A 14,456-nucleotide genomic window follows, 5' to 3' on the forward strand; every position below is an offset into this window, starting at 1 on the left:
TGAAGTCACAATTAAGAAAACCTCAAATCTCTGCGGCATGACCATTCCAAAGCGAAAGCCCTATTTAATGATAAAAAAGGAGTTTTTTTGACTCAAGACAAGATTTAAAAACCGGAGTTTAGCAGAGCTAAATGAGCGGCCCGCCGCTGCGGGATTTTTAAAGCGCAGTATTGAGCAAAAAAAGCCTTTTTTAGCTTAACAAGATTAACTCAAACAGTTTCTTAATAACAATCTATCAGAATCCTGCCTTGTTTCTTAAGAACATCTACCGATGGAAGTTGATGTTTGGTTGTTACGTCTTCTAAACGAGCCAATACGCCCTTTAACATCGTAAGCGAGCCACAAATCATGATTGTGCCCTGGTTACCAAGCAAATGAGCTACGGCGGTTTCATTTTTTTCCAATAAATCCTGCACATAGGCTGAGGTTTCTTCTCTCGAAAATACCAGATGGCAGTTATTATCACTTATATAACATCTGAACAATTCAGAATCAATGCGGTTTTTACCACCCCAATAAAGCGTACTTCTTGTCGATTGCATACCAAGAAAAGGCGCAACGCCTGTACCGTTGGCAATCATAAGTACCGGTGAGTTGTCGGTAGGGAAATAAAACGTAGGGTTGCGTTTCAGATAAGCCTCAAAAGAGTATCCTAGTGGCAGATTCCCCAAGAAATTTGAGCAAAGACCTGTGCGCTTGATAAGCAAAATCAGTTCAGTAGGGCTGATTGATGCAATAGAATAATAACGCTCAATGTTTTCATCAGGCGGATAAACGCCTAACAAATCACCTGATTGGATTTTTAGTTTATCCGAATGGCCTATTCGTAATAAAAATGTATCACCTTGCTCTTTTTTCTCAAGAATTTTAAATGAATCCAAGCCTTTTTTACGAACCGGATGTAGTTTCGTTGGGTTGACGGTTAGATTAGTTTTCTGACTCTTATTTAAAGCCCTAACCCAATCAATGAATTGTACAACTGACTGATTATCGACGGTCATGTATGGTGTAATCTCCTGCGTATGCCTGAATCTAGCCAGCTCATTGCGCAATTCCTCAGCAAAGGCACAAAAAGCAGGGTATTCTTTTGAGCCAAAGCCTAAAACACTGTACTGTACAAGTTCAGCTCCAGAGATTTTAGCGTCCAACTGTGCCAGCACATCTTGTGCGTTTTCGGGCGCATCGCCATCGCCATAAGTAGAAGTAAGAACCAGCAATGTTTTCTTGCCGATTATTCTCGGGAAATTTTCGAGGCCAACGGCACTCACTTTAATATTCAGTTTTTGGTAGGCTTCTTCCAGTGCATCGGCAAAGCGCCAGGTATGCCCTGTTTCAGAACCAACCAGAATAATCGTATCTACATCGTCTGCAATAATAGCTTTGTGTTTTTTTTGCTTCCATTTCTGGCCAACCATCTGGAAGCCCGTGAAACTTAAAAACACCATTACCAACGAAGTGAGAAATAAAACAACTGCCCAACTTTTAAGCCCTTCGCCCGTATGTAGCGAAAAATTCAAAGCCCGCATTTGTTCGCTTATAGGTACTACTTCTATTTTAATAAGCTTTTCAGATGCTTTATCATAATGCAATAATTTGTCGGCCATTTCTATAGTGAGCGGGTCTTCTTCAACAACGGGTAGCGTTACTTTCTTGACCTCGCTCATCAAAAGCTTATTGAGTGGAAACTCATTGCCCTTGGCTGTAATTGTTTCATTGGCCGGTTTCGGAGCAAATCGTATCACCGACAGATAAGTCCCTGAAACGGCAATAATAACAATCGGAATTACAAACAAGCGGCTCAGTTGTGCATGGCCGTCACGTTTGAGTTCCAGTATTTTTATTGATTTATAGATGGCCTTTAAACCACCTGCTCGTTTAATATGCAGCCCAATACCACTTATAACCAGAAAAACCAGTGCAAGAGAAGCTAAACCTACTATGATTCGCCCGGGTGTTTTCAGAAACAACGAGCGGTGTAAGTCACGGCTTAAATCGAAAATGGTTGAGAGTTTTTTGGGAGCATCTAAAACTTTGCCAGTTTCAGCATTCACAAACAAAGTACCTTCTTTCTCGTTGCCAATGCCTTCTACCTTTATGTTGCCGTAGGCATCTTTTTCGAAACTGAAAACCTCAAGAAACTCTACACTGAGTTTTTCTTGAAAAGCCGTGAGGGTTAAGTCTGATTTATGTTGCCCCGATACTGCATTTTGGCTGAGCAACCAAGGTTCCACAGCCAAAATACAACCTGTAACAGAAGCGAAAAAAATAAAAAGCCCGGCTACTACTGTAGAAAGAAAGTGCAGCCTTCGCCAGAATTTATTCATTCAATTAAGGATTTTTAATCAATTTTACGTATCTGATGTAGCCTGTACCATTGATGGTTTTGCCTACATTAGCTTCCGAAAAGTCCATTTCAACATCTTTTTCTTTGTATTCCTGGTTTTCAACGGCGGTTTCGAAGCGCAGCTTATAACCTTTGTCAAATACCGTATCGTCGGTTGTGATAGAGAATACTTTACGGCTACCTGCTGTAATTGATGCACCTGAAACGCCATCAACATTTTCTTTGGTAGATGTGATGAACTTAAACCAAGATGGGAGGTCGTCGTACCAGCGTTTTTCTTTACCAAAAACCTGCAAGGTTTTTTTGTATTTGCCTTTATTATCTAGCAACGATACTGCTACATAAGCACCTTCGCCCGAATAATTGGTAAGCTGTACTAAACATTTGAAAGATACTTGCGCAGGCGCAGAGGCTTTTTTAAAGCCAAAAGATACAAGGGTAACTATCGCTAACGATAGCATACCAATTATTAATTTATTCGGTTTATTCATTACTATTATTTAAGAAAATCAAGATTCAAGTTTTGTTTACCAAGCACTTCGTTTTCAGCGATAAGGTCAAGTACCGACTCGTCTAATTCTGTCTTTACTTTAGGATTTGCACCTTTTGATACCAAAAACTTCAATAAGTCAAGGTCTTTAGATTTCATGCCTGCGTAGTGCAATACAGTATAACCATCTTTGTCTTTAGCGTTGATGTCTTCGCCTGCCTCAATCAGTTTAACCAATAGCTCTTTGTCTTCTTTGTTAAGGGCAGCGTGTAGTAGTTTACCGTCTTTATGTATATTCAAGCCAGAAGCTTTTAATAAGTCCATTATTTCGCCTGCACGTTGAATACTTCCTTTGCCCTTGCGGTATGAGCTGATAAGCGTATAGTACAAATCGTTACCATCTTTATCTTTTACATCGGTTTTAGCACCTTTGTTAATCAATAATTTTACAACATCGGCTGTGTTATTAGCTACTGCTTGCGAAAGTGCCGACTGACCGTCTTTGTTAACTGCGTTTATTTTGTTTTTCTCTAACCAGAAGTTCAATGAGGCTGCATTGCTTCTTGCTGCTGCTAAAATTAATGGTGTGTTACCTTCTTTATCGGTTTGCGCAAGGTTTAATCCATTTTCGCTAAGAAAACTAAGTATTGAGTTGTCTGCTCCTAATCTTGCAGCAGTATGCGCTAAAGTCTGGCCGTTAGCAAACGGGGCTTTGGGGTCTAAGCCAAGGCTTTTAAGGTATTGAAGCAATTCAACATTTAATCTTCCACCACGCCCACGGCCAATGAACGAAAATGCATTTTCGCCGGCTTTGTTTGGTGCGTAGCTTACGCCCATTGCTACAAGTTCTTTAAGGGTATTGATGTTGCCACCCGCTACTGCATAGTGGAACAAACCATTACCTTTTTTATCGGTATCTTTCAGGCTAAGGCCTTTGCTTTCAAAATATTTAAGGAAAGACACATCTTTCAGATTGCTGATAGCAACCAACATTACGTTGCGGCCTTCTTCGTCTTTATCGTTTTTAATATCACCACCGTTTTTAAGAATTATTTCATAAAATGCAGGGTCAGCTTTGCCATTCAATGCAGCGTGCATCAATAAAGATTGTCCGTGGCTGTTGATGATGTCGGTTTTAGAGCCTTTATCAAACAATAATTTCATTACTTCAAGGTTTCCCTTTTGGGTTGTCCACATCAAATAATTGTTTGAGTGGTGAGTAACCACGTTTACGTTGATACCCGGTTGGTCAAGAATAAATTTGATGGTTTCGTAAGGCGCATCGGCCATGATAGCCAACAAAGGACCATCCCAGCCACCAGGACCCATTTCAAGAATATTGTTGCCCTCGGCCATTTTTTGCTTTACTACATCAATCGAAGGTTTAGTAGCCCAGAAGTCTCTGTTATGAAAGATATTCTGTGCAAAAAGCGATGCACCTGTAAAAACAAGCAGCAGAGTTAAGGCTAATTTATTTTTCATTTCGAATATTGATTAAACGTTGTTAAATGCGTAATTTATTGAACTAGTTTCTTGAAGCCTTCAGTCTGGAACACTTCAAAACCGTTTTTGCTTCCTGATACCATCTGAAACTCAAGCCCTAGTTTCTGGGCTATTCCGATGCTTTTTTCTTTACCCAAAACCAGAAAAGCAGTTCCCCAGGCATCAGCTTCCATTCCGGTAGGGGCTATAACCGATACCGAAACAACATTATGTGCAACAGGACGACCTGTTTTAGGGTCGAGAATATGGCTCAGGTGATTTCCTTCTGTTTGAATAAAATTTCGGTAATTGCCAGAAGTTGCCAAACCTTTGTTGTCTAGCGTAACTACCAGTTGTAGCTCGTTTTGTTCTTCTGTTTCGTTGTTGGTTGGTTTTTCGATACCCACTTTCCAGCTTTTACCTTCCGGGTTACGCCCTTTTGAACGTAGTTCGCCACCTAATTCTATTAGATAATTTTCTATGCCTAATTTATCAAGATGCTCAGCCACCACATCAACCGTGTAGCCTTGCGCAATAGCATTGAAATCTAGCTGGATTGCAGGGTTTTCTTTTACAAGTTTACTACCAACAAGTGAAACTTTCTCGAAACCAATAAATTGTTTGAGTGAATCAATAGTTTTGGCGTTGGGTAGGGGTAAATCATTTTTGCGGATAAAACTCCATGCTTTAATTAGTGGGCCAACCGATGGGTCGAATGCACCGTTTGATAGCTTATAAATCTCATGAGATTTCAGAAGTACATTCTTAAAATGTGCGTCAATTTGTTGTGAAGTAGCGTTTTTGTTGAAGCTCGAGATAATAGATGTGCTATCCCACAAAGACATACTGTGGTCTATTACTTTAAAAATACTATCTGCAGCGTTTTTGAGGTATGGTTTTTCGCCACCACTAAAGGTAATGGTATAGGTAGTTCCTTGGGCAGTGCCTTCAATTTTCTGATATTCATTGCTTTTGCACGAATGCAAGCTTATCAGTAAAAAGAATATAAATACAACACGATTTAACATGAAGTTTCAGGGTTTGTGTGTTGATGGTCTGGTTTCAGGTTAATAAATCTGAAAAGGCAAGCAATACCCAATGAATAAGAGAACGCAATCACAACCAGCCTGTTTTTAGTACAGGCTGTGTGATTTTTGGATTTTCATAAAAGTGTTATTATCGTTGGATTCACTAGTATAAACCAGAACCAGATACTTTATTCATCAGGCTTGTAAGATTGAATAAAGAATTTTGCCTTCATTCAAACACTTACTGTTCGCCAATTACAAGCTATTACTCAGCCTTTTTTAGGTATTTTTTGCATTAAAATCTCAACAAGGGCTTTTATATACAAAAGTATTTATTTAGACTGATTTTAAATAACGGCACAAAAGTAAGGATGAAGCTTTAAAGAACAAACTATTATTTAGAATAAATTCAAATAACCAGATTGTTAGAATGCTGCAATTAATGCTTTGCTTTTGCAGAGAAGAGAGAGATAGGCTAATGTAAGCTGACTAAAAACTATTTTATCAGAGTTTTTAGTGCCGATAGAAGAATAACTAAATTTATTGAAGTAATAAATTTGATTGATTAATACAAAAAGAGGAGGCATTTGCCTCCCCAATAAAATCAGTTTTGTCTGATAAATATTCTAGGGCCTGAGCCGTTGCCCTGAATCCCCATTTCTTTCATATAGTCGTCTTGTATTTTCTTAAACTCTTTGGCTGTTACTTTCTTGCCACCCGTTGGGTTCTTTATTTCGCCTTTAATTTTCTTTAGTTCAATTTTCTTGGCTTCAAAAACCGTAGTACCATCGTTCACATTTACTTCAAGTATTGTTCCGGGTAACCCCCAATAATTTTGTGGTCCAGCAGGGCTTATCAGGGCTTCGGCATACCAGGCTACTATTTCCTGCTTGGTTGTTTCATTAGTAAATGTTGCTTTTTTACAATCGTAGCCTATTATTTTTTTGCTTTCGTCTACAAATTTCCACGGGCTGGTTTTTAATGAATCTTCGATACGGAATTTTTTACCTGCAAAATCGGTAACGGTAATAAATTTAGAAGCTTCAAAATTACGGTATAAGTCCATTTGTGGGCGGTTGAAACGCATTTGTACATTGTTGCCTCCTACAGATGTATTTACATCTTCGGAGTCGTCATCGACATTGGTGTAAAATGATTCGGTAGGGCTAAAGTACAAGCGGTTTTTACTGGTTCTGAACTCAGGAATCATGCTTTTCATAGACTCCTGGTCTTTACCAAGGCCCTTATGCATGTTTACTTTAAATTCGTAGTCAATTACACCTTCTTGTAGCTGTGCAATGGCCAAATGGCTGATAATAAACGGAATAAATAAAAATAACTTTTTCATTTGTTGTTGTTTTGAGATATGTACCGCAAAAGTATATTTCAGCCAGCAGCATAGAGGTTAATCATTATTGAAATAATGTTAATTAAGGTTAATAAATAGTAGCCAAACCAAAAATGTAGCTTAATTTTGATTGTATAATTGTGCGTTAATAGTCATAGAAAAAGACTTATTTTAATGAAATAACATTGAAGACAGGATTAAAAAATCGGACACATTTTGTATTAATATGCGTGAGCCTATTGGTTCTAACGCTATTTAATGCTTTCTGGCTTCGGCAGAACTATACAGAGCAGAAAAACAATCTGCAAAAAGATGTTAGCAATAGTTTTGAGAAAACGGTTGCTACCATGCAGGATTCAATCATTAAGCGTCAGGTTGATTCTTCTTTTAAAGCAAGGCAAGCTACAGTTGCGCCTAAAAAGACAAAGCGCCCTAAGAGGGTAAAGATTGATGATGTGAAGATAAACAACTTCTTTTTCAGAGAACCCATGCCACCAACGCATCTGACGCTCAATCGAGACTCCAGCAAAAGTAGGAGCATCACAATCTATTCAAATAGTAACTGGCAGAAAAGCGATTCGGTAGGAAAAGAACTATTGGCAAAGATGATACAGTCAATATCGCTTGATTCTAACAGAAGAAATATACAGATACAGTTAAAGTTAGATTCCACTAAGCCCTATGCTCCACCCAGAAAAATGGCAGGAAGAGTAATGCTTGTATCGGGCGTAAAGTTTGATACGCTGGTAAAAAATGTTGGTGGCTATATTAGTCCTAAACGAACATGGACACTTGCGCCAAAACCTGTTAAAGATGTTACTGGCTTAAAAGAAGATATTATTATCAAGCTTGTTAATGATACGCTGAACCTGAAAGAAGTAAAACAAAAGTTTGAAGCACGCTTAGTTAAGCAGCAGGTAAATATTCCGTTCGATGTGAGCTATGTTGCCAGAGCAAAAAAAGATACCGTTACAGCTTTAAGAGCCGAAGTGATTTTTGGTAACTCGGTTTACCAAGCCAGTTTTGCCGATAGTACATGGTTTTTAACTAAGAAAATCATTCCTCAGATACTTTTCTCTGTTTTCCTGATAAGCATCACGGGGCTTTCGTTCTGGCTTATTTATAGAAACCTGCAACAACAGAACCGCCTCACAGCATTGAAGAATGATTTTGTAAGCAATATAACGCATGAATTAAAAACACCTATCTCAACCGTGAGTGTGGCTATTGAAGCACTGAGCAATTTTAATGTTTTGCAGAACCCAACACAAACAAAAGAGTACCTCGAAATATCGAAGAATGAATTGAACAGACTCTCGATACTTGTTGACAAAGTGTTGAAAATGAGTGTTTTTGAACAGAAAGAGTTGGTATTGAATAACGACAACGTTAATTTCAGAAGTTTGGTAGAAAGTGTATTGGCTACCATGAAACTACAATTCGAGAAATTTCATGCGAATGTAAATTTCGATTTGCTCGGTAAAACTTTTACTATCATTGGCGACTCTGTTCATTTGACTAACGTAGTGTATAATCTGCTTGAGAATGCCTTGAAATATAGTAAAGAACCACATATAAATGTAGTGTTGCAAGAAGATGAGCAAAGCCTGCAATTGAGTATTGAAGATAATGGAATGGGTATTGAAGAGGAATTTTTGACAAAGATTTTTGACAAGTTCTTTAGAGTGCCTACCGGCAACGTGCATAACATAAAAGGCTATGGCTTAGGGCTGAGCTATGTAAAAAATGTAATTGAACGCCACAACGGCACCATAGAAGTAAACAGCAAAGTAGGAGAGGGCAGCACCTTCATAATGAAACTCCCTTTATTGACCTGAAAGATTAACACATGGCAACTAAGATTTTGTATGTAGAAGACGAGCCCTTCTTGGGTAAAATAGTAAAAGAAAGCCTTGAAAGCCGAAACTTTGAGGTAAATATGGTGGCAGACGGCAATCTGGTACTGAAAGCATTTGAGCAGTTTAAACCTGATATTTGTGTGCTTGATGTAATGTTACCAAACAAAGACGGCTATACATTGGGCAATGAAATAAGACAATTGAAGCCAAACTTGCCTATTGTTTTTCTAACGGCTAAAACCCAGACCGACGATGTGCTGAAAGGTTTTCAATCGGGAGGAAATGATTATATCAGAAAACCCTTTAGTATGGAAGAACTGATTGTGAGAATCAATAACCTCTTACAGATGTCGAATAGTAGTAAAGGCATTGCGCCATCGGGTAGTGTGCAGCTTGGTAAGTATGAGTTTTTACCACAGAAATATGAACTGAGATTGAACGAAAACTGCCGTAAACTCTCGTACAGAGAAACCGAACTATTAAAGATTTTTACTGAAAACAGAAACTTTACGGTTAGCCGTAAAGAAATACTAATGAAGATATGGGGCGATGATTCTTTCTTTAATTCTAGAAACCTTGATGTTTATATTACCAAACTACGAGATTACCTGAAAGAAGACGAAGCCCTTGAATTAATGACTATCAAGGGCGTAGGGTATCATTTTACTACGCCTTTGGTTTAGTCGTCTTTCAAAACATAACCCATACCGGTTTTGGTATGAATCAGCTTTGGTTCAAAGTCTTTGTCTATTTTTTTACGCAAGAAATTGATATATACTTCAATTACATTAAGGCTGTTTTCGGCGTTGTTGCCTTCCCATATTTTTTCGGCAATCTCTGCTTTCGACACAACCTTTCCTTTGTTTCTCACAAGGTACTCGAGCAGAGAAAACTCTTTTGGCGTAAGTTCTATTTTAGTATGCTGACGAGACGCCGTTTTGCTTTCCATATTTATTTCTAAATCAGCAATACGGAGTATATTAGAGGCATTTGTCTCGTTTTCGGCATAGGCTCTTTTCAGAAACACATTTACACGTGCCAGTAGCTCACGATACTCAAAAGGTTTCAGAATATAGTCATCTGCTCCTTTTTCAAATCCTAATATCTTGTCGTCGGTTTCGCCTAGAGCCGTTAGCATAATAATCGGTATCTGGCTATCTTTTTCTCTTATTTTAGCGCATACTTCATACCCATTCATCACAGGTAAGTTTACATCTAAAATCACGAGGTCATATTTTCCACTCAAAGCCAGTCGAAGCCCAATCTGTCCATCAAATGCAACAGAGGTTTCGAAATCTTTTTCGGCCAGACCCTTGCTGAGGTTTTCAGCTAGGCGTTGGTCGTCTTCGACGATGAGTATTCGCTTTTTTTCCATAAGTTTTGAATCATCCACGCTATACCAATGACCAATATACAGCCAAGGGGGTTAAACCAAAGGTAGGCAATCCATTCTTTTTTCAGCATCAATTGCGGAATCCCGATTCCTAATATAATGCTTTGGCTGATAACCGCCGCCCAGAAGGTGGCTGTGCCGCCAATGCTTTTGAAATAGAATGCTACCAGAAATACACCTAATATAATGCCATAAAACAAGGAACCCAATACATTAACAACCTCAATCATGTTGCCTAGTTCGCTGGCATATTGTGCAACAAATATACAAAAAATACCCCACAAAACAGTTGAAACTTTAGAAGCATTCAATTCTGACTTTTCGCTCGGGGGTGTTTTGGAATATTTACGATACACGTCTACAACGGTGGTAGCCGCCAAAGAATTGTAAGCCGATGCAATAGAACCCATAGAAGCCGCAAAAATAACGGCTATCAAGAGGCCAACAAGCCCTTGCGGAAGATAGTCGAGCACAAAGCGTAGGAATACAAAGTCACGGTCGTTAGTGGTGGCTTTGGGGTTATTTTTCTTGATTAAATCTACTACCTGCGATTTAACATTTTTACTCAGTGAGTCTGACTCTTTCAATGAGGCTTTATAAGCCATCAGTTGTTCGTCTTCGGCATCGCCGATATTAGCCAGTAACTGTTGTTTTTTCTTCGAAATAGCCTCATGTTCTTTTTCAAGCACCTGTAACTGCGGCGCATATTGGCTGCTACGCAATTTATCAACCTCTACTTTGTTGAAAAAAACCGGAGAGGTATTGTATTGGTAAAACACAAATACCAACACACCTACAAGCAGGATAGAAAACTGCATAGGCACTTTCAGCAGGCCATTCATAACTAAACCCAAGCGGCTTTGGTTGGTTGATTCGCCGGTAAGGTAACGCCCTACTTGCGACTGGTCGGTACCAAAATAAGAAAGTTGCAGAAAGAAACCCCCGATAAGCCCCGACCACACATTGTAGCGGTCTTTGGGATTGAATTCAAACGAAACCAGGTTCATACGCTCTGATTTACCCGCAATTTTAAGAGCCTTTAGCAAACCAATATCTGCCGGCAGCATCTGCAAAACAATTACCCCTGCCAAAAACATAGCAACCGTAATTACAAGCATTTGTTGCAGATGAGTGTACGAGATTGCTTTTGTACCGCCCACTACGGTATAGGTAAGTACCAACCCGCCCATGATTACGTTTGTCCAGACAATATCCCAGCCAAAAATGGTAGAAAGAATAATGGCAGGCGCATAAATAGAAATGCCCGTAGAAAGGCTGCGTTGCACCAGAAACAAAAAGGCTGTAAAGATGCGCACTTTTCCATCGAAACGGTGTTCGAGGTACTCGTAGGCGGTATAAACTTTAAGACGGTGGAAAATCGGGATAAAGGTAATGCAGAGTACAATCATGGCTAGTGGTAGCCCAAAATAAAACTGTACAAAGCGCATACCGTCGTCGAAGCCCTGCCCGGTGGTCGATAAAAACGTGATGGCACTGGCTTGTGTAGCCATTACAGAAAACCCTACATGATACCAAGGCAACGATTGATTGCCTAGTAGATAGCCGTCAATGTTTTTATCACGGTGGTTTTTATAAACACCATATAGTATTATAAAAAGAAGTGTCAGTGTAAGTAGAATCCAGTCGAGGTTGCTCATGCAAAATAGAGGGTGAAAAGGTAGAAAAGGATAATAGTAACAAAAAGCGCTCCGGCTACTAATATATATACGTTTCGCCAGGTACCAAGAATAGGAGCGTGCTCACTATCCTCCTCGATAGGGGCATCGTTTAGGGGCTTATTCATAATCGTAAATAGGGTATTTAATAGATGTTTTTTATTTTTTATCCAGCACGGCCATCAACTCTTTGGCTCGGTCCATCAGGTTACTTGATGGGTAACCCTGAATAAACTCATTAAGTGCTTGCTGATACACCTCTCGCTGTTCGGTTTTAGCCAGCAATATAATGCGTAACATGGCGAACTTATCTTCAATGCTGGTACCTGTATAGGTAATAAGGCCATCTTCTGCCATTTTCAAGGCTGATAAATAGCTTTCATTACTATATAAATTAAATGCCTGCGAATACACAACGTGTGCTTTTGATTCGGTATCGCTTGTAATGCTTACATTGCCTCTTAATAATTGGCGTGCGTAGGTTGATGCCGGGTATTTGTTAAGCAAAGTGGTACGATAAGGGCTCGTTTCCTGATTAGGCGACGTAAGCGCTAACAAATACAATACCTCTGCCTCATGTACTGTTTTCGGAAACTTAGCTAACAATGTCTGGAAAGTTTCAATGGCATTTTCGGGCTCATTAAACTGAAATTTATATATTTTACCTAACTGATAGTAGGCTTCTTCCTGCTTGCGTTGCGATGCCACCAGTTTTTCGGGGCTTGTCGGAATCCTGGCATATAATTCCTTTTTCTTACTATCTAGCTCTTTTGCTGCTGCCTCAGCCTTTTGTTCGGCAGCTTCCTGTCTGGTTGCGGCAGGCGTATCGGCTCCGGCAGGGGTGTTGGTTCCTTCTGCGCCACGTTCAACTTTAAACGAGATAGAACCCAGTTCTTTGTCTTTTCTACGCCAGTTGTCTTCTAATTGGCGAGTGCCCCATCGTTGTTGGAAATCGCTCTTGTTTCGGGCTATTACAACGGGGTCGTAAAGCTCCCATCTTTTAAAGGTTTCATCTTTGTCCGACAGCCTGTCTACGGCCACATTGTTCATTTTCTTAGCTCGTTCTTCGGCTAATTCCTGCGCTTTTTTAGCGTCTTCTTCTTTTTGTTGAATAGCCCTTTCAAGTGTTTTCTCTAAAGCCGCCGGATTCATAGCCGCCAGTCGTTGCAAACTATCTTCGAGCACCAATACTCTTTGGTACTTTACAAAATCACTCAATGACGAAGCTCTTTTAGAAATACGCTCATAATCTGGCGAGTTTTTGGGCAATGTTGTAAGTGTACTATCGTAGTACATACTAGCCATATCGTATTTCTGCAATTGGTTGTAATGAATCTCAGCCAACTGAAGATACGTGTAGGCATTCTGCGCATTGTTACCCGTTGAGTTTCTTAACGAAGCGTTGTAGTATTCAATAGCTTTGGGGAAGTTTTCTTTCTTGGCCTCAAGATTCCCCATTGTATAGTAAATCTTATCTTTCAGGTCTGAGTTCTTTCGGTCGGTCAGCATTCTTCTGAAATTCTCCTGTACATCTCCAGAGCTACCTCTACGTGCCACTGCCTGGTCGAGCAGGGCATTCATACGAGCATAAAACTCCATGTCGTAATTAGGCTTGTTTTTAGCAACTGCCAGATAATGCGGCAATGCCTTCCCCGATTGGTCGATAATATCATATAGTTGACCAACAGCATAATGAACCCTTGCCTTCTGTTCACTTTTAGACATCAGTTTAAGCGCTTCTTCTGCAATGGCTGCCGAGGTGGCAAACTCGCCCGTTCTTTGGTGAAGATAAGCTTTAGTCAGATAAAAATCACGGGTATTGGCCTTGGTGAGGTCAAGTGTTCTGATAACTTCTGATACTTTCAGGGCTGTTTCGTAATCTCTTTGTTCAATATAAGAGCGCATGAGCCATACCAAGGCAGTCTGGCGACCTACTTGGTCTTTAGTGGTACTGTTTACGTACTTAAATACCTCAATGGCGTTCACAAAATCGCCTTTCATTAGGCGGGCTTTGCCTAAGAGAATGTAGGCTTCGGCCAGATATTTTGAGTTTGAGTGCCGTTCGGCTATCAGTGAAGTTTTCTCGATTACCTCTTTCAGATTGGTAGCTACTGCCTGTGCTTTGGTTGAGTCAATCGGCAATAGAATTGGCATAAGTGCACTATAATTTTCTTCACGGGTTTTAAACAACTCCTTTTCAGCCTCTTTCATGTTATCCCGAGAGATAATCAAAGAGTTGAAAAGCGCATTAGTGTTGTGCCATGCCTTGCTGGTAGGCGAATTACTAAACTGAGAACACCCCGCCGTGAAGATTAAAAATAGTATAAATATGGATAGTTTTTGCACTTCTGAAAAGGTTTTTTGGGTAATACATCTAAATCGACACGAGTCAATATCCCTACTTTAAACGATTGTACGATTAAAAAATTATCTAAATTTGATGATAATGGTTCAAAATGAAGCCATTTGGCTTTAAAATGCTTATTATCAAATAGATTTTGATTTTATGAATACGTATAAAATCAGGAGAAACCAGTATTTGTTGTACATATCCACTTGCTTCAGAGTCACAGTAAATGAAATATCAACTTATGCTTATTTAGACTACAATATTAATGAACATGATTGGGATAATATACCTGATAAGCTCAAAAATCTCATTATAATTCTGTTCGTTTCAATAATCTTATCCCAAAGTAAAAAAGCTGAATATAAGGCTACTCTCATCAATATTCAGACCAATGAACAAATTTTGTCTGCAAAATATATCAAATTAATGCTTACACCAAATCCAATACACTCCTTTTTTGTAATTACAGACTTATGTCTCAGAAAT

The 14,456-nt window shown here is 39.4% G+C and carries 11 protein-coding genes; 2 read left to right on the plus strand and 9 right to left on the minus strand.

Annotated elements, in window-relative coordinates; translation table 11 throughout:
- Positions 1 to 221: 221 nt before the first annotated feature.
- The 5 genes from WAE64_RS19735 to WAE64_RS19755 all read right to left on the minus strand — a co-directional run bounded on the left by WAE64_RS19735 (position 222) and on the right by WAE64_RS19755 (position 6,692).
- Positions 222 to 2,324, minus strand: coding sequence for a PepSY domain-containing protein (locus tag WAE64_RS19735; RefSeq protein ID WP_340239422.1), 2,103 nt, complete (start codon positions 2,322 to 2,324; stop codon positions 222 to 224).
- Between the two features lie 4 nt (positions 2,325 to 2,328).
- A complete protein-coding gene (locus WAE64_RS19740; RefSeq protein ID WP_340239423.1) occupies positions 2,329 to 2,835 on the minus strand; it encodes a DUF2271 domain-containing protein in 507 nt (168 codons plus the stop codon).
- Between the two features lie 5 nt (positions 2,836 to 2,840).
- Positions 2,841 to 4,316 carry an ankyrin repeat domain-containing protein gene (locus WAE64_RS19745; RefSeq protein WP_340239424.1) on the minus strand — a complete coding sequence of 492 codons (1,476 nt, stop codon included), beginning with the start codon at positions 4,314 to 4,316 and terminating at the stop codon, positions 2,841 to 2,843.
- 35 nt (positions 4,317 to 4,351) lie between these two features.
- A complete protein-coding gene (locus WAE64_RS19750; protein ID WP_340239425.1) occupies positions 4,352 to 5,344 on the minus strand; it encodes an FAD:protein FMN transferase in 993 nt (330 codons plus the stop codon).
- Between the two features lie 604 nt (positions 5,345 to 5,948).
- A complete protein-coding gene (locus WAE64_RS19755) occupies positions 5,949 to 6,692 on the minus strand; it encodes a GLPGLI family protein (RefSeq protein WP_340239427.1) in 744 nt (247 codons plus the stop codon).
- 185 nt (positions 6,693 to 6,877) lie between these two features.
- On the opposite strand from WAE64_RS19755, the gene WAE64_RS19760 reads away from it, so the two are divergent.
- Positions 6,878 to 8,530 (plus strand): sensor histidine kinase, encoded by a 1,653-nt coding sequence (locus WAE64_RS19760; protein WP_340239429.1) that lies wholly within the window; start codon positions 6,878 to 6,880, stop codon positions 8,528 to 8,530.
- A gap of 11 nt (positions 8,531 to 8,541) precedes the next feature.
- On the plus strand, positions 8,542 to 9,234 hold the full coding sequence (locus WAE64_RS19765; protein WP_340239431.1) for a response regulator transcription factor: 693 nt from the start codon (positions 8,542 to 8,544) through the stop codon (positions 9,232 to 9,234).
- On the opposite strand, the gene WAE64_RS19770 is transcribed toward WAE64_RS19765, so the two are convergent.
- From WAE64_RS19770 to porW, 4 genes are read right to left on the minus strand one after another with little or no spacing between them, the layout of a single operon-like run.
- Positions 9,231 to 9,926 carry a response regulator transcription factor gene (locus WAE64_RS19770; protein ID WP_340239433.1) on the minus strand — a complete coding sequence of 232 codons (696 nt, stop codon included), beginning with the start codon at positions 9,924 to 9,926 and terminating at the stop codon, positions 9,231 to 9,233. The genes WAE64_RS19765 and WAE64_RS19770 overlap by 4 nt on opposite strands.
- Positions 9,881 to 11,602, minus strand: coding sequence for a sodium:solute symporter family protein (locus WAE64_RS19775; protein WP_340239434.1), 1,722 nt, complete (start codon positions 11,600 to 11,602; stop codon positions 9,881 to 9,883). The genes WAE64_RS19770 and WAE64_RS19775 overlap by 46 nt, the downstream gene beginning before the upstream one ends.
- Positions 11,599 to 11,748 (minus strand): hypothetical protein, encoded by a 150-nt coding sequence (locus tag WAE64_RS19780; RefSeq protein ID WP_340239436.1) that lies wholly within the window; start codon positions 11,746 to 11,748, stop codon positions 11,599 to 11,601. The genes WAE64_RS19775 and WAE64_RS19780 overlap by 4 nt, the downstream gene beginning before the upstream one ends.
- A gap of 31 nt (positions 11,749 to 11,779) precedes the next feature.
- The gene (gene porW / locus WAE64_RS19785) at positions 11,780 to 13,966 is read right to left on the minus strand and encodes a type IX secretion system periplasmic lipoprotein PorW/SprE (RefSeq protein ID WP_340239438.1); all 2,187 of its coding nucleotides are present in this window, start codon (positions 13,964 to 13,966) and stop codon (positions 11,780 to 11,782) included.
- Positions 13,967 to 14,456 lie beyond the last annotated feature (490 nt).

Origin of the sequence: Emticicia soli (assembly GCF_037860775.1) — a bacterium.
GTDB lineage: Bacteria > Bacteroidota > Bacteroidia > Cytophagales > Spirosomataceae > Emticicia > Emticicia soli.